Raw genomic sequence first — 16,566 nt, forward strand, 5'->3', positions numbered from 1 at the left:
ATGCGGCGGGCTTTTCATCGGACGGATCCGTTGCAACGCACGCGCAACAAGTAACTGGCATAGCTTATTAAATTGGTTACAATTCAACCCACCGCCTTTTTGAAAATCGCCATGCCCGCACCCGCTGCTGCCGCCGATGCGCCCCTGCTGATTGCCGACGATCCGGTGCTAGACATGCTCAACACCGTGGCGAACGTCAACGGCCAGCCGCACGACTTCTGGCAGAGCGACGTCGATGTCTCCGATTGGCTGGTGCGCGCCGGCTGGCTCGCGGAGCCTGTGGCAGGCCGCTACCCGCCTGGCGTGCTGCTGGCCGTGGCGCGGCACCTGCGCGAGGTGATTCGCGCCTTGGTGGAGGCCCGCAAGGCAAGCCGCGCAGCCAGCGCCGATGCGCTGAATGTGTTCCTGCGGCAGGCGCCAAGCCATCCCGTGCTGGTGTGGGAAAACGGCATGCCGCATGTCGAACGCCTGCGCCCCACCGATTCAGTCGAGCAATGTCTGGCGCCGCTGGCCGAGGCCGCTGCGCATCTGCTCGCCGAAGGCGATTTCCAGCTCGTGCGCGTGTGCGAACACCCCGAATGCGCGCTGTGGTTTTACGACCGCACCAAGTCGCACAAGCGCCGCTGGTGCAGCATGGCCGTCTGCGGCAACCGGCATAAGGTGGCCGAATACCGCAAACGCCAGCAGGGCTGATCGCGGCCTCGGTCGTTCCAAGGCTGGAACGCCGCGTCGCGGCCGAGCGGGCTGCGCACAAGCCCGCTCGTTCGTAACCTGTTCTCCCGAAACATCTCACCCATTCAGGAGAACAGCATGTCCGCAACTCAAACCACCCCATCCACGACCGCGCAACGCCTGGCAGGCCGCACCGCCATCGTCACCGGAGGCTCGCGCGGCATCGGCGCCGCCGTGGCGCATCGACTGGCCGCCGACGGCGCGCGGGTGGCAGTGGTCTATCGCAGCAACGCCGCACAAGCCGATGCCGTGGTCAACAGCATCCACAGCACCGGCGCGCAGGCCATTGCCGTACAGGCCGATGTGAGCAACGCCACTTCCGTTCACGCAATGGTAAGCACCGTGCGCGAAGCCTTCGGCGCCATCGACATTCTCGTCAACAATGCCGGCATTCTGGAAAACCAGCCGGTCGGCAGCATCGATCTCGCATCGTTCGACGCGCAGTTCCGCACCAATGCCTTCTCGACGATTCTCGTCACGCAAGCGGTGCTGCCGCATGTGCCGGCGCGCGGCGGGCATATCGTGAACGTGTCGTCGAGCCTGGTGTACCGGCCCCGCGCAGGGCTGGCGGTGTATGCGGCAAGCAAGGCCGCCGTGAGCGCCCTCACCCACGCGTTTGCCGTAGAACTGGGCCTGCGCAACATCACCGTCAACGCCGTGGCCCCCGCCCTCACGCGCACCGACATGACCGCCCCGATTCCCGATGAAGTGAAAGCACACATGCGCGAATCGACACCGATGGGCCGTCTGGCCGAACCTGACGATATTGCCGACGCCATCGCCTTCCTGGCCTCGGACGACGCCCGCTGGATCACCGGCCGCACCTTGATGACCGACGGCGGCTTCATCTAACACCCGCCCCTCTACGGACGCTGGCCAAGACGCCAACACAGATACACAGACGGTGTGGCCGTACCCTGCCCTGCCCTAGATGGCGCCTTGGATTTTTGTCGCGGGGAGGAAAAAGAGGGGAGGCTGTCTGAGCGCAGCGAGTTTGCCTCCCCTCCCTCCCCGTGACACAAATCCAAGGGGAAGTCGCCATCTCGGGCGCGCCTTTCTTTGCCTACCTTTCTTTGGCAAGACAAAGAAAGTAGGTCGGCCCCGGCAGGGGACGAAACCCAACACAAGCCAGCACTAACAAGCCGCGCCCGAAGACAAACACGAGCGCAGCGCCCAACAATTTACTCGGCCAACCGCTTCACAAGCCGATAAAGAAACTCCCGCCCGTCATACAACCGCGCAATCTCGATACGCTCATCCAGACCATGCGTGCGCAAGTCAGCCGGCTCGGTAAACAACCCCGACACGCCATACATCGGAATGCCGGCATTGCGCATGAACCGGCTATCGGTTGCCCCCGTGCTCATGGCAGGAATCACCGGCACATTCCACATCTGCTGCGTCAGCGCTTCCACGGTCTTTACCAAGTCGCCATTGAGCGGCGACGCGGGACTCGCCAGCGGCTTGTTGACGTAGCGCACGCTGATCTTCTCGTTGCCGATCACCTGCTTCAGCTGACGATCGATATCCGCCGGATCATCGTGCGGCAGGATGCGGCAATTGACGGTGGCCTTGGCCGATTGCGGCAGCGCGTTCTCGGCATGGCCGGCGTTGACCATCGTGGCCACGCACGTCGTGCGCAACTGGGCGTTGTAGAACGGAATTGCCGAGAGCCGATCGATCGCGGCCTGGTCCGGCTTGCCGCTGCCGACCGAACGCATGTCCTCCGCCAGTTGCCCGGTGGCCAGCGGCGCGCTGCGCGCGAAGTACGTCTGCGTCACGTCGGCCAGCTTGACCGGAAACTGATACGCCCCCAGCCGATCCAGCGCCGCCGACAATGCATAGATCGGGTTCGTCTTTGTCGGCACCGAGCTGTGGCCGCCCACGTCACGCACTTCCAGCTCGTACGTCGTGTACATCTTCTCGGCCACTTGAATGCGGTGCAGCACCGGCTTACCGTTGCGCAGCTCGCCACCGCCGCCTTCATTGATGCCGAACTCGGCCTTCACCAGTTCCGGCTTGTTGTTGACGATCCAGTACGCGCCGTTGGTCGGCACATCGCCGCGTTCCTCGTCGGTGGTCAGCGCCAGGATGATGTCGCGCGAGGGCTTGAAGCCTTCCTGCTTGAGCTGCCCGAGCACCGACACAAAAGCCGAGGCCATCGCCTTGTCGTCGATCGCGCCACGTGCGGTGAAATAGCCGTCGGTCTCCTGCAGCGTGAAGGGGTCGGTCTTCCAGTCTTCGCGCTTGGCTTCCACCACGTCAATGTGGGCCAGCAGCAGCATGGGCTGCTTGGCACCGCTGCTCTTGAAACGCAGCACCAGGTTGCCCTTCTTCGGGAAAGGCTCAAGCACCTGCATGTCGGCGGCGGCAAAGCCGGCACCGCGCAGGCGCTTTTCCATCGCGCGAGCAGCCTTGGTGGTGTCACCTGCCGAATGCGTCGTGTTGATCTCGACCAGCTCTTTGTAAATGTCGTGGTAGCGCTGCTGCTCGGGCGTGAGCGTGGTGGGCGCGGGCTTGCTGGCGGGAATGCTCTGAGCGAACGCGCCGGCGCTGCATGACAACACGGCTGCAGACACCAAGACGCGAACGGGAACACGACGACACTGGAAACGCATGACACCTCCGGATAATCGTTATGTGAACCGGCTCATGGCACGTAGCGAATGGCTCGAGGGGCGTAGCAAGGCCATGAGCGGCTTCTGAGTGCACCGCATAAAACAAAGCGGGGCCGACCCGAAGGCCGACCCCGCAGTGTAGCGCCACGGCAGCCGTTTCGCTGCCGCGGCAACCCATCAGGAATGGTGCTTTACATCGCCACGCGGAACACCGCCACAGCGCGGCGCAGCTCGTCCGCCTGCTCTTCCAGCGCCTGTGCAGCAGCAGCGGCTTCTTCCACGAGCGCGGCGTTCTGCTGCGTCACGTCGTCCATCTGCGTGACGGCTTCGTTGATCTGCTCGATACCGGTGCTTTGCTCGGCCGAGCCCGCGCTGATCTCGCCCATGATGTCGGTCACGCGCTTCACGGCCACGACGATCTCTTCCATCGTCTTGCCCGCGCGCGCCACCAGCGTCGAGCCCGATTCCACACGCGTAGCGGAATCTTCGATCAACGATTTGATTTCCTTGGCGGCACCTGCACTGCGCTGTGCCAGCGTGCGCACTTCACCGGCCACCACGGCAAAGCCGCGGCCCTGTTCACCGGCACGCGCGGCTTCCACCGCAGCGTTGAGCGCCAGGATATTGGTCTGGAACGCAATGCCTTCGATCACGGCAATGATGTCGGTGATCTTGCGCGACGATTCGCTGATCTCGCCCATGGTGGTCACCACGTCCTGCACCACGGCACCGCCCTGCACGGCGATCTCGGAGGCGTTGACGGCCAGCGTGCTCGCCTGACGCGCGTTGTCGGCGTTCTGCTTCACGATGCTCGTCAGCTCTTCCATGCTCGACGCGGTTTCTTCCAGCGAGCTGGCCTGCTCTTCCGTGCGTTGCGACAGATTGGTGTTGCCCGCGGCGATCTGCTGCGTGGCAGAGGCAATCGACTCGCTGCCGCGACGCACCGTCACCACGGTTTCCTTCAGCTTGGCTTGCATCTGCTGCAGGCCTTCCATCAGCAGGCCCATCTCGTCACGCGAGTGGATGCGCACGTCGGTGGTCAGGTTACCGCCCGAAATTTCGTGGAAGTGCACGAGCATCTCTGCGAGCGGGCGCGAGATGGCGCGCGACAGCACGAGGTAGCAACCAGCGGCCAGCGCGACGCCCACGGCAATCACGATGATGAAGGCCCACACCAGACCGTTAAAGAACGACTGGGCATTGCTGTAAGCCGTTGCAGCGATTTCCGCTTGGATGGCGTTGAGGCGATCGGCCTTGATGGCATACGGGACGAACAGTTCGTACAGCTTGTCGAGTACCAGCGGGCGGGCGGTGGCGTAGTCGTGGCTGTCGAACGCTGCCAGAGCAGGCTTCAAACCGTCGTTGAAAAATGCATCACGCAAGCGCTTGGCCTCGCCAGCCGTCTGCTCCTCTTCAGGCGTGGCAAACGGCAGGGCGTTGTAGGCATTCCAGCCATCGTCACTTGCCTTGATCTGCTCGCGGGCAGCCTTCACCAAGTCCGCGATCTTGGCATCGTCTGTTTCATAGACGGCACGATCCAGTGCAGTACGGACTTGCACCAGCCGCGAAATCGCCTGGCCCAATGCACGCGTGGATGCAAGCTGGTTCGAATAGGTTTCTTTGAGCGCGTTGTTGGAGCGCATGTTGCCGTACAACCCCAGCGCGCCGACGCCCGCCAGAAATACAGCCAGAACAAACAGGACCAGCGCGAGCCGGGCCTTGATGGAAAGCGTCTTCATATCTGCCGTGGTTTGCTAGGAGTGGAACGTCGCGACTGCCGGGTGGGGCGCCGACTTTAGCCAAACTAACGACAGGTAGTCAGCAATCTTTAATCAAGGTCTACTGGTTTGTACTGAATATACGGTGAGGAGGGAACTTGGCTACGCGTGCTTTACAGGTGCGGCCTCAACGCGCTCCACCCCTGAAACATTCGGCCCGCGGTCTCGCTATCAACGCGTTGTCGAGCAAGACACCACGCGGTGCGACGCGCTGGCGCGCAATCACTCCAAACCCGTTGCGCGCAAAGAAAGGCTCCGCGGCCAAACTCACATGCGCTTGCAGACGCACGTCACGCTGCGCCGCCAGGCCGAGGATGTAGCTCATGAGTTGTTGCCCGATGCCTCGTCGCGCATATGCCGCCGATACGAAAAAGTGATCGATATAGCCATTCGCCTGCAGATCGGCATAGGCAACGGCTTGCCCGTCAAATTCCGCCACGAACGGCCGGAGGCGGCGGATGCGCTCGTTCCATTGGGCGACGTCGTAGTCGGTGGGCGCCCAGGCTTCGCATTGTTCGGGCGTGTATCGGCGGGCGGCGATGCCGTGGATTGCGGAGTGAAAGACAGCGTGCAGCAGCGGCTCGTCCCCAAGTCTGAAAGGGCGTATGACGACGGGCAGGTGTTGGCGCGGTGCGTTCATGATCATTGCCCCGCATACGGCAAATCCATCGATGCCAGCACATCCTTGATGTGCCGCGCCGCCTGCTGGGCATTCTGTACGGCGGGCACGGGCGGCTGCTGATCGGTCGACAGATTGCGCACATGGTCGTCAATGCTGATGCCGGTGCCCAGCGGCGCGAGCATCGCCGCCGATTCGTGCATGGCCCATTGGAAGTCGTTGAGCGGCGCGTTGCGGGCGGCCTGCAAGCCGGCCGGGTTCGCTGCCACGGCTCGGGCGACAACGGGATCACGGTTGTCGTCGGGCGCGCTCAGCTCCAGCACCTGACCGAGGTCGGGCGCACTGGCATCCCGGGCGGTCAGCGGCGTCTGGATGTTGTACCGCATGCGCAGCGTCTTGATGATGGCGGTGTGGTCGTACGGCTGCGCCACGGTCGAGCGGAAGATCGTGCCCTTGGGAATCCACGGCGACACCACCACCGCCGGCACGCGCACGCCCAGCCGGTCGAACGCGAAAAGCTGCCCCGGCTGCGGCGGGCTCGGCGGCACCACGGCGGGCGGCGGCACGTGGTCGAAACAGCCGCCGTGCTCATCGAAGGTGATCACGAGCAGGGTCTGATGCCACTGCGGCGAATTGCGCAGCGCGTTGTACACCTGCGCGACCAAAGCATCGCCGTAGCCGATGTCGTGCGGCGGATGCATGTCGTTGGGCCAGTCGAGATCGGCAAAGTAACGTGGCTCGATAAAGCTGTACGAGGGCAGCTTTCCGCTGGATGCATCGTCGAGAAAATCGTCGATCAGGTGAAAGTGATCCAGGTGCAGCCATAGCCGCGTGAGCGTGAGCGTCTGCGCGAAGTCGTGGTAATAGACGGCCCAATCGTCAGGCACCACGCCCTCGAGCGCATTGAACAGCGTCGGCATCAAGTACGGAAAATGCACCGGCGAGTTGTTCGGATAGCCGTGCGCGGTACCGGTGTGCACGAAAAACCGGTTTGGCCACGTCTGGCACGGCGCGGAGGCAAACCACGCATCGCACACGGCGTAATTGCGCGCCAGCGTGCTCAGTGCTGGCACTTGTTCCGCCGTGAAGAAATGCATGATGTCGCGCGGGTCGCCACCGTTCTTGGCGTAGTTGGTGGTGAAGCCCTGCATGGTGGGCGTCTGCCCGAGCGGCATCTGCTGGCCGAAGAGCTGCTGGTTGATGTCGGTGAACAGCTCGCCCGGGTCGGGGTTGGGCAGCGTCATCACGTTGGGCGGCGCGGGGGTTGTCCACACCCGGATGGGCTGGCCGCCGCCGTCGGGGTTGGACTCTTCGCCGGACAGGCCGTCGAACTCTGCGCTCTTTGAATAAAGCGTGCCGAACAGGTTGTCGAACGATCGGTTCTCCAACATCAGCACGACCACGTGCTCGATTGCATTCAAGCCTGCCATGGTGGCCCCCTCGTTTCGTTGCGTTGTTCTGCGGGCCACTATAGGAAGAAACGAGGGGATTGGCGTTGCGCGCGTCTACCGACGTACCGCCGGCAGCACACGCCATGCAATCAGCGCGCTGCCGGCCGCCATCAGCCACACCACCGGCCACGACGACCACGCCAACACCTGCGGCAGGCACAGCGACGCCAGCCCGAGTGCCGCAAACGCGCCCGTGTTGCCGAGCCCCAGCGCCGTGCCGGCGCGCTGCGCACCGGCCAGCGTGGCCAATTCGGTATAGCCCACGCCATGCCACGCCGATACGCAGATGCCGCCCGCCACCACTGCCGCCACCAACGCAATGCGCATGACCGACAGATCGATCGACAGCGCCGACGTCATCCACGCCACGCCGGCCAGCCCAACGAACAGCGCAACGCTGAACCGCGCACAGGCGAGCAGATAGGCGCGGCGATTGCCGTGGCGGTCGGTCCAGCGCCCGCTCCACACGCGCATGACGGCCGCCCCGCCCTGCACCGCTGCCATGGTCAGACTGAGTGTGAGCACATTGGCGTGTGCAAAGTCGCGCAGGAACACCGTGGCAAAAGCAACTACCGCGCCTTGCGGCACGCACAGCAGCCCAATGGCCAGGGCCATGCGCAACAGCGTTGGATCGCGCAGCGGGCCAGTGCCCCGGGGCGTGGCTGCTTGCGCAACCGCATTCACCGTGTCCGGCGCGTCATGCACCCACAGCCACGTCAGTACCGCAGTCAACGCACATGCCGCCGCCAGCACGCCATAGACGGCGGCAAACCCCGCGTGCGCGGCGATAGTCGGCAGCACGAGCGCGCCAATGCCGCCGCCCAGCGGTACGGCGGTCTGGCGGATGCTCATGGCGAGCCCCCGCTCGCCTTCGCGAAACCAGCCCATGACGGCGCGGCCGCTCGATCCGTTCACGCTGCCGCCCAGCAGGCCGACGCTAAGCATGCCGCCCACCAGCCACGCGAGCGGCGGCACGTTGCCATGCAGCGGCACCACGCAACATGCCATCAAGAACAACGCCAGCGCGGTCAGGCCAAGCCCCGCAAGCAACACGGTGCGATCACCCCAGCGGTCGGTCAGCAAGCCCCACGGCAACTCGCTGATGGCGATGCCGAGCCCCAGCGCGCCCAGCGCCACGCCCAGCTCCGGATTGCCCAGGTGATACGCCGAGCGGATGAACACGGCAGTCGTCGGGATGCCCGAAAACGCTGCCGAAAAGCTCGCATTGGCCGCCACGCCCACGCCCAGCACCTTCCAGCGGTGATGGCGCGGCAGGGGCGTCGACGTGGCCGGCAAACCCATCGCGGTTGTCATGTTCGTCTCTCCAGAAATGCGTTTGACAGCAGCAGTCTGGCGGAGCAACATCAGGCCTAAATGACGTTAATCCCTCATTTCAAGACATCATGCGCAGAATCGGCTTTCTGGTGTTTCCGGGCTGCAGCCTGCTCGATTTCACCGGCCCGCTGACAGCCTTTGACGTGGCGAACCGGCTCGCGCCACAGCCGGCGTATCGGATCGACGTGCTGTCCGAAGGCGGCGCGCAGGTGCAAAGCGCGCCCGGCCTCGTCATGCAGACGCAGGGCCTGGACGATCCGGCCTTCGATACGTTGGTCATCTCGGGCGGCAATGGCCCGCGCGAAGATGCGTTCTCGCCGCGGCTGATCGCCTTCGTGCGGGAAGCGGCAGCGCATTCGCGGCGCATGACGAGCGTGTGCTCCGGCGCCTTTGCGCTGGCGGCGGCGGGCCTGCTCGATGGCCGCCGCGCCACCACGCACTGGCGCATGGCGGCGCTGCTGCAGCGGCGCTATCCGCGCGTGCAGGTGCAGAGCGACCACATCTTCATCCACGACGGCCCGGTGTGGACGTCGGCCGGCATCTCGTCGGGCATCGACCTGGCGCTGGCGCTCATCGAGGAAGACCTGGGCGTCGACGTGTCGCGCGCCGTGGCCCGCGAGCTGGTGGTCTATCACCGGCGGCCCGGCGGGCAATCGCAATTCTCGACCTTGCTGGAGCTGGACCCGGCATCGAGCCGCATTGCGCGGGCGCTGGGCTATGCGCGCGAGCACCTGCACGAGGCGCTGGACGTCGACCGCCTGGCCGAAGTTGCTCACCTGAGCCGCCGCCAGTTCGACCGCGCCTTTGTGGCGGAGACCGGCCAGACGCCAGCCAAGGCCATCGAAAAACTCCGTGCCGAAATCGCGCGACCGCGCGTGGAAGCGGGTGACGAATCGCTGGCACACATTGCGCGCGCCGTCGGCTTTGCCGATCCGGAACGCATGCGGCGCGCGTTCATCCGCGTATTCGGGCAGCCGCCGCAATCGGTGCGGCGCTCGGGGCGGTCCGGACATACACGTCTGGCGGCCTAGCACGCCGCACCCATGAATCCGTTACCCTGACGCCCCTGAAATCCGTAGTCCCGCATTCGTACCGATGGCCGACAATTCAGCCCTGCCCTTGCTCTACAGCTATCGCCGCTGCCCATACGCCATGCGTGCGCGGCTGGCAATGCTGCAAGCCAATCGACGCTTCCAGACCTTCGAGATCGTCATGCGCGACAAGCCTGCCGAACTGCTGGCGCTGTCCCCGAAAGGCACCGTTCCGGTCTTACGTTTGACCGACGGCAGCGTGCTGGAAGAGAGCTTGGACATCATGCAGTGGGCCTTCGAAGCACGCGACCCGGAAGGTTGGTGGAGCCGCGGGCAATCCGATGACAACCTCGCGCTGCTGCGCACCAATGACGGCGAGTTCAAACGTCAGCTCGATCGCTACAAATACCCCGATCGCTATCCGCAGGAGGCCACGGCGCGAGAGACGGCTCGAGCCCGGGCAGTAGAAACGCTGCTGATACCGCTGGAATCACGCTTGCAGGCGCAACGCTATCTTGGCGGCGCAACGCCGTGCGCAACCGATCTGGCGATCTTCCCGTTCGTGCGGCAATTTGCGGCGGTGGAGCCGGACTGGTTTGCCGCTCAGCCCTCGCCGGCGGTGCAAGCCTGGCTGGCCGAGTGGCTCGGCAGCCGCCTGTTCGAGGTCTGCATGACAAAGCAGCCCGTGCAGGCCGTTGCCGTATTTCCCGAGTATCGGCATCCCGATTGATCGGACCGACGGTCCACCGATGGAGGCGCGTGTGCAATGAACGACCTACAGACAGCATCCCCCGACAGCACCGCGGCGCGCGTCGCGTTGTGGCGCGCCTTGCATGTGCACAGCGATGCGCCGCCGCATGTGCTGGAAGACGAGGTCGGGCTGAAGCTGCTCGCCCCGGAACCGGGCTGGCAGCAACGCGGCGACATGAACCCGCAATTCACGCGGCCGTTTCGCGCGTCCATCGTGGCGCGTGCGCGTTTTATCGAAGACCTCGTCATCGAACACGCCGGCCGCGGTCTGAGCCAGTATGTGATTCTTGGGGCGGGGCTCGACAGCTTTGCCCAACGCCGGCCGGATGTGGCCTCGCGCATGACGGTATTTGAAGTCGATCAGCCTGGCCCACAAGCCTGGAAGCGCCAACGTTTGGCGGATGTGGGCTTGGGCGTTCCGGATTGGCTGCGCTTCGTGCCGGTGGATTTCGAGGCACGCGAATCCTGGCAGGATGCGCTGGTCGCGGCCGGTTTTGATGCAAGCAGACCGGCCATCGTGGTGTCGACGGGTGTGAGCATGTATCTGTCGAAGGAAGCCAATGCGGCCACGCTGCGGCAGGTGGCATCGCTTGCGCCGGGCTCGATGCTGGCGATGACGTTCCTGCTGCCACTGGAGATGGCTGACCCCGACGTCCGACCCGGCCTTGAGATGGCGGAAAAAGGCGCGCGCGCAAGCGGCACACCGTTCATCAGCTTCTTCACGCCGCCCGAGATGCTCGCGCTGGCCCGCGAAAACGGCTTTCGCGATGCCCAGCACATTTCGGCAGATATGTTGACGGAGCGCTACTTCTTGGGCCGAACCGACGGCCTGCGCCCGCCGCGCAACGCAGAAGAACTGTTGCTGGCGACGGTCTAGACGCGCAAGTGCCTACCGGTCGCGCAACGGCCCGGGCAGCGCCTTCAGGCCGATCCACAACACCGCGATGACGACGTTGACGGGCACACTCAACGCGCTCGGCACATAGAACAATACCGATAGACACGGTGTCTTGAGCCCAAGCTCGAGCACGCCGCCGAGGGCGTAGCACAGCAACCCGCACCACAGCCAGCGCCGCATGTACGCCAACAGCCAGTGCGCGTGCGCCTGGTTGAAACGCCATGCGGCCGACCGTTCGAACAGGTTGCCGCGGCTGGCATCCTTGAACAGCCAGCCGAAGAAGAAGTAGCGGTACAGCAGGGTGCGAAAGGCGAGCTCTTGCATGATGGCTCCCTCGGCCAAACCAGCTTCAGGCAAGCAAGTTTGGCTCCAAAATCGCCCGGGCGCCATGACCACTCGCACCGGGTTGAGCATTGCGCACCCGGATATGCTCCCCTGCGTTTCAGCTTGCCAGCTTCTTGAACGTCTCGAGCACGGCGTCGCCCTTGAACGGCTTGACGATCCAGCCCTTCACGCCGGCGGCCTTGCCGCGGTCTTTCATGGCGGGGCTGCTTTCGGTGGTCAGCATGATGACGTTGACGGTCTTGTTGCCCAGCTCGCCGCGCACCTTTTCGACCATGGTCAAACCGTCCATGTTGGGCATGTTGACGTCACTGATGACGAGTTTGACGCCCGGGTTCGCCTTGATCTTGGCCAGGCCGTCCTTGCCGTCCACGGCAGTGTCGACCGCCAGGCCGTGCTTCTTCAGGAAGCCGGCCACCTCATCGCGGACGGTGCTCGAATCGTCGACAACCAGAATCTTGCTCATGACGCTTTCCTCGTTCTTAATCTTTCCAATCAAAACAATTCCAACTCGCCGCCCGATTCGACTTCGTCGCTCACATCGGCCACGAAGTCCAGCGGCGCGTGGGCACACACGCACACGGTGGCGTCCACGCGCACCGTGTCGTTGATGGTCACCGCATAAGCGGCCGTGTAGCCGGGCTTGAGCACGTCCAGATACGGCAGGCAGCGCGCGCTCACCACATAAGGCGTGGACATGCCAAGGTCGGGAAACACCTGCAGCAATTCCTGGTTGAGCGCGCCACAGCACAGGTTGCCGATTTCCAGGCGCGCCTCTTCAAAGGAACGCCCGACGCCCTCACCCGTGAAATAAGCGCGCGTGGCCTCGGATTCATCAAAGCGCAACACCAGCAGCAGGCGGAAGGCGATGGACGAAATGGTCAGGATCAGCGCCTCTTCGCCGCCGACCGCTTGGCCTTCGGCTGCGTTACTGATCTGGCACATGTCTTCGGCCTGCCGCACAAGCCGCGTACGCGCGGCCTTGCGGAAGATGCGATCGAAACTCTCTTGTGCGTTGCTGCGGATCACGTCAGACCTGCCTAGTGAAGCTGATGTTGAAACTGGCTCGCCAGCGCCTCGACGCTCGACAGCGACGCAGTGATCATCTTGCCGCCCGCCTGGATGTCCTGAAACGTGGCAGTGGTGGTCAGATCATTCACATGCAGGCTGTTGCGATAGCTCTTCGACAGCTCTTCAGAACGCGCCGCCAGCGCACGCACTTCGCTGGCCACCACGGCAAAGCCGCGGCCCGCCGTGCCCGCACGCGCAGCCTCGATGGACGCGTTGAGCGAGACGATCACCACATGCCGCACGATGGACTGCAGCTCCTGGTTCTTCACGTGCATGTCGTGGTTCTGCTCCATGAGCGAGATCATCTGCTCGTGCCAGCGTTCGAACGTGAGTGCCAGGCCCCGCAGCCGCGCCGCTTCTTCGGCAATCTGCCGGGCGCGGTTTGCCCACTGTTCCTTGGCAGCCGTGGCCGACTGCAGTTCGGTACGCAGTTGCTCGATGACTTCCAGTTGATCGGCAGCCGCATCGCGCATCTGTGCAACGGTGGTTTCCAGCGCTGCCACTTCACGCCCGGCCGTTTCCACCAGTGCGCCTCGCTTCGCAAGATCGTCCGACAGATCTGCGATACGGCGCTCGGCATCGGCCAAGGTGCGTGCCATGGCATGCACCTTCTGCTGACGGATCAGCCACACGAGCACACCCGCCACCAAGCCCCCAGCCAGCACGGCCAGAACAATCGACCCCATCACGATGCTTCCTTATCCAGATCCATACGTACGTCGGTTGGCGCACCCAGCGCCGCGTTCACACTGTCGACCGCATAACGTTCGGGCAGGCACACCACCGTCTGGAACTGGCGGAACGCTGCGCCCTTGTGGTCGTCGGTGAAGCGCAGTTCGATGCGGCCCTGCTCGCGCTTGAGAAATTCCTGCACGGCATCCATGCCGACGCCGCGCCCCGAGACTTCAGTCACCTTGTCGGCGGTGGAAAAACCGGGGCGGAAGATGCACTGGGCGATGTCTTCATCGGTGGCCTGTTGGTCTGCGCCGATCCAGCCGCGCTCCACCGCAATGCTGCGAATGCGCTCGAGCGCCAGGCCGCGGCCGTCGTCGCACAGCGTGATCTGCAGCATGCCCTGATCCACACCCACTTCGATGTCGATCGTGCCTGCCGCCGGCTTGCCGTGCGCGATGCGTTCGTCTGCGGGCTCGATGCCGTGGTCGATCGAGTTGCGCAGCAGGTGCATGAACACGTTCTGCAGGATGCCGCGAGCCTCGGTGCGCACGCGGTAGCCGTTGTCGTCGATGCGCACGGCCACGGGTTCCTTGCCCAGCTCCTGCGCCAGCGACGGCAGCGATTGCAGCGTGCCAGACAACAGCGCGTCCAACGTCTCGCTGCCGAGCAGGCGCAGCAGTTGATAGACGGAATCGCGCATCGCCACGAGTTCATACAGACTGCCCGGGTTGGCTGACTCCAGCAGACGCAGGCTTTCCTGAATGCGCGCCATCATATCGGGCGCTGCCTGCGAGGCATTGCCCGGCGCCGCGTCGCCCTTGCGGCCCAGCTTCACCTCGTTGATGCGGGCGTAGTTCTCGATGGCCTCGCGCACGCGTGCCAGCTCTTGCATCAGCCAGTCCTGGTCCCAGGTGTGTTCGCTGTCGGCCTCGCGCAGCGCATGGTAGGTCTGCTCGGTCTCGTGCACCACGTTGGTCAGGTGCTGCAGGTTGTACGTGCGCGCGTTGCCCTTGATGGTGTGCATGTTGCGGAACAGTGCCGCAATGGCCTGGCTGTCGGCCTGCGAGTACTGACGGATGATCCGTTCGTTCTCGTGCACGAAGGTCGTGGAGCTGTCGATGAAGTGCTGGAACTTCTCCTGGCTCACCGCCAGGATCTCGCCAATCATCTCCAGGTTGCGGCGCTGCTCGCTGGCTTCGGCCGCCAACTTGCGCAGCTCGGTCACATCGCGCACGCACAGCATCAGGCGCAGGATTGTGTCGCTCTCATCGGTGATGGCCGACCAGGACAGGTCGAGCGTCTTCGTGCGCCCGTCCGGCATGCGCTTTTCCACCTCGCTCGCCAGCAGGTGCTGATTGAACGCGAAGTTGATGATGTCCTGCCCGAGGCATGCATCGACGGCTGCTTCCACCTGCGACAGCGAATCGGCGCCAAGGCTGGTATCGGCAAAGATCAGCTCCATCAGCCTGCGGCCGGCGATCTCCTGCGTCTCGAAGATCGATTCGAGGTAGACCGAATATTCCTCGTGCACCACGCCGCCCTCGACCACGGTCAGGATGCCCTGCTGCATGTTCTGAAGCATGGCCTGGATGTCGGCGGTCTTCTGCTTGAGCAGCGCGGCGTTCTCCTGGATCTTTTCGATCATCTGGTTGAACGCAACGACGGAATGGCCGATCTCGTCCATGCGGCCCACCGGCACGCGGCGCGTGAAATCCTGGCTCGTGGCGATCTCGCTCATTTCGGCCTGCATGCGCGTGAGCGGCCGGGTGATCTGGCGATACAGCAGCATGCCGATGGCGGTCAGCAGTACAACGGCCACGCCGCTCACCACGCCGATGGTGGTGGCCGTGCTGGCGAGCTTGCCGTTCAGGCCAGCAATGGCGTCGTCCTTCTCACGGTTCTTCTCGATGCGCAGCGTCTCGACAATCTTCTCAAGCACATCGCGGTAGCTCGCCACGTTGGCAAACAGGAAGGCCTGCGCCAGTTCGTCCTTGCCCGCGAGCTTCATATCGGTGGTCTGCTGGATGGCCTCGACGTAGCTGTCGACGCTCTCCTTGGCCTGGGCAACCAGGCCTTCCTGCGCGTGGCTGTTGGCGCGTTTGGCCTGCACGTCCAATGCAGCACGCAGGGCGGCTTCTTTCGCCTTCAGGTCATCCTTGGCCTGCGCGACGATGTTGCCGTCGGGCGCATACACCAACACCATCGTCGCAAGCTGCACATCCTTGACGAGCGATACCAGGTCGGCCGACGCCAGCGCGCTCGGCACCACGCCTTCCGTCACCTGGCGGACCTCAGCCGCGCTGCCGCGGGTCTGGTAGACCGCGTATCCGCCGATGGCCGCCAGCGCGACGAACATCAACACCACCAGCAATGTAATGCGATGACGAATGGTCATTTGAAATTCTCTCGAATCCACCATACCCCCTGAAAGCAGGGGTAATCCAATTTGCTTGCCTAAACGTCGGAGGCGCAATTATTGAGTCGAAAGATGACCAATCGATGACTGCCATGTACCTCATCGGGGCATTGCGGCATTGCATTGATGCACGCAGGCATAAGCCTTCACACTCGCATGAGGCTTGGGATTGCGGCAAATTCGGCAGAGCGCGCCCTTTGCACCCCACGCTGGTGGGGAATTGTCGAAAAACCGCTCAAGTTATTTTTTGATTTGCCGTTTACATATCGCCCCTTTATTTCCGATTTAATGTCCCCCTTTGTTTTGGCCGTGGTTTCAAATACAACAAAAGGGTGTTGCTGATTTAGTCTTTGAAGGCGGGGCCGGTATTCTGCACCTGCGCCAAGTGGCTGCCGGCCCGTGTTCCTGCCAGAATGGTCTGCTGGGTCCATCTGGAGGCAGGCTTATGAAGACGAGCACGCAGAACAGCGCCGCACCCGCATCCGAGCTGATCGACGCACGCATTGCAGAGCTGAACGACTGGCGCGGCGAGATGCTCGCCCACCTGCGCGCCGTCATCCGCGCGGCCGACCCCGGCGTGGTGGAGGAATGGAAATGGAACGTGCCCGTGTGGTCGCACCATGGCCTGATCTGCACCGGCGAGGCCTATAAGCAGACGGTCAAGATGACGTTTGCGAAGGGGGCCTCCGTGCCGGACCCTGCCGGCCTGTTCAATTCCAGCCTGGACGGCAACACACGCCGCGCCATCGATTTCCGCGAGGGCGACAAGGTGAACGAGAAAGCGCTGAAGGCGCTCATCCAGGCGGCCATCGCCGTGAACAAGGCCGGCGCCAAGCGCTGAAGGGCGCGC

16 protein-coding genes are annotated in these 16,566 nt (G+C 63.8%); 6 read left to right on the forward strand and 10 right to left on the reverse strand.

The window, feature by feature from the left end; all coding sequences use genetic code 11:
- Positions 1 to 111: 111 nt before the first annotated feature.
- A complete protein-coding gene (locus tag N5B55_RS22700) occupies positions 112 to 693 on the forward strand; it encodes a CGNR zinc finger domain-containing protein (RefSeq protein WP_304540150.1) in 582 nt (193 codons plus the stop codon).
- A 117-nt stretch (positions 694 to 810) separates the two neighbouring features.
- Positions 811 to 1,584, forward strand: coding sequence for an SDR family NAD(P)-dependent oxidoreductase (locus tag N5B55_RS22705; protein ID WP_304540151.1), 774 nt, complete (start codon positions 811 to 813; stop codon positions 1,582 to 1,584).
- 329 nt (positions 1,585 to 1,913) lie between these two features.
- On the opposite strand, the gene N5B55_RS22710 is transcribed toward N5B55_RS22705, so the two are convergent.
- From N5B55_RS22710 to N5B55_RS22730, 5 genes are all read right to left on the reverse strand, one after another.
- A complete protein-coding gene (locus N5B55_RS22710; protein ID WP_304540152.1) occupies positions 1,914 to 3,350 on the reverse strand; it encodes a M20/M25/M40 family metallo-hydrolase in 1,437 nt (478 codons plus the stop codon).
- Positions 3,351 to 3,541: 191 nt separating this feature from the next.
- On the reverse strand, positions 3,542 to 5,089 hold the full coding sequence (locus N5B55_RS22715; protein ID WP_065858466.1) for a methyl-accepting chemotaxis protein: 1,548 nt from the start codon (positions 5,087 to 5,089) through the stop codon (positions 3,542 to 3,544).
- Between the two features lie 166 nt (positions 5,090 to 5,255).
- Entirely contained in the window at positions 5,256 to 5,768 is a 513-nt protein-coding gene (locus tag N5B55_RS22720) for a GNAT family N-acetyltransferase (RefSeq protein WP_304540153.1), read from the reverse strand.
- A gap of 2 nt (positions 5,769 to 5,770) precedes the next feature.
- Positions 5,771 to 7,177 (reverse strand): alkaline phosphatase family protein, encoded by a 1,407-nt coding sequence (locus N5B55_RS22725; RefSeq protein WP_304540154.1) that lies wholly within the window; start codon positions 7,175 to 7,177, stop codon positions 5,771 to 5,773.
- Between the two features lie 75 nt (positions 7,178 to 7,252).
- Positions 7,253 to 8,512, reverse strand: coding sequence for an MFS transporter (locus N5B55_RS22730; RefSeq protein ID WP_304540155.1), 1,260 nt, complete (start codon positions 8,510 to 8,512; stop codon positions 7,253 to 7,255).
- 89 nt (positions 8,513 to 8,601) lie between these two features.
- Between N5B55_RS22730 and N5B55_RS22735 the strand changes: the two genes are divergently transcribed.
- From N5B55_RS22735 to N5B55_RS22745, 3 genes are all read left to right on the forward strand, one after another.
- Positions 8,602 to 9,564, forward strand: a complete 963-nt coding sequence (locus tag N5B55_RS22735) for a GlxA family transcriptional regulator (protein ID WP_304540158.1) — start codon at positions 8,602 to 8,604, stop codon at positions 9,562 to 9,564.
- Positions 9,565 to 9,628: 64 nt separating this feature from the next.
- A complete protein-coding gene (locus tag N5B55_RS22740; RefSeq protein WP_304540160.1) occupies positions 9,629 to 10,294 on the forward strand; it encodes a glutathione S-transferase in 666 nt (221 codons plus the stop codon).
- Between the two features lie 36 nt (positions 10,295 to 10,330).
- Positions 10,331 to 11,191, forward strand: a complete 861-nt coding sequence (locus N5B55_RS22745) for a class I SAM-dependent methyltransferase (protein ID WP_103518715.1) — start codon at positions 10,331 to 10,333, stop codon at positions 11,189 to 11,191.
- A gap of 12 nt (positions 11,192 to 11,203) precedes the next feature.
- Here N5B55_RS22745 and N5B55_RS22750 read toward each other — a convergent pair whose 3' ends face one another.
- The 5 genes from N5B55_RS22750 to N5B55_RS22770 all read right to left on the reverse strand — a co-directional run bounded on the left by N5B55_RS22750 (position 11,204) and on the right by N5B55_RS22770 (position 15,695).
- Positions 11,204 to 11,536, reverse strand: a complete 333-nt coding sequence (locus tag N5B55_RS22750) for a hypothetical protein (protein ID WP_065858561.1) — start codon at positions 11,534 to 11,536, stop codon at positions 11,204 to 11,206.
- Positions 11,537 to 11,654: 118 nt separating this feature from the next.
- A complete protein-coding gene (locus N5B55_RS22755; protein WP_004631346.1) occupies positions 11,655 to 12,020 on the reverse strand; it encodes a response regulator in 366 nt (121 codons plus the stop codon).
- Between the two features lie 29 nt (positions 12,021 to 12,049).
- Entirely contained in the window at positions 12,050 to 12,583 is a 534-nt protein-coding gene (locus N5B55_RS22760; RefSeq protein ID WP_304540164.1) for a hypothetical protein, read from the reverse strand.
- Positions 12,584 to 12,594: 11 nt separating this feature from the next.
- Entirely contained in the window at positions 12,595 to 13,311 is a 717-nt protein-coding gene (locus N5B55_RS22765) for a methyl-accepting chemotaxis protein (protein ID WP_178961379.1), read from the reverse strand.
- Positions 13,311 to 15,695, reverse strand: a complete 2,385-nt coding sequence (locus N5B55_RS22770) for an ATP-binding protein (RefSeq protein WP_304540166.1) — start codon at positions 15,693 to 15,695, stop codon at positions 13,311 to 13,313. Before N5B55_RS22770 ends, N5B55_RS22765 begins: the two co-directional genes overlap by 1 nt.
- Positions 15,696 to 16,161: 466 nt before the next feature.
- Between N5B55_RS22770 and N5B55_RS22775 the strand changes: the two genes are divergently transcribed.
- Positions 16,162 to 16,557, forward strand: a complete 396-nt coding sequence (locus N5B55_RS22775) for a DUF1801 domain-containing protein (RefSeq protein WP_065858481.1) — start codon at positions 16,162 to 16,164, stop codon at positions 16,555 to 16,557.
- The last annotated feature ends 9 nt before the right edge of the window (positions 16,558 to 16,566 follow it).

This window comes from Ralstonia pickettii (genome assembly GCF_030582395.1).
GTDB lineage: Bacteria > Pseudomonadota > Gammaproteobacteria > Burkholderiales > Burkholderiaceae > Ralstonia > Ralstonia pickettii_D.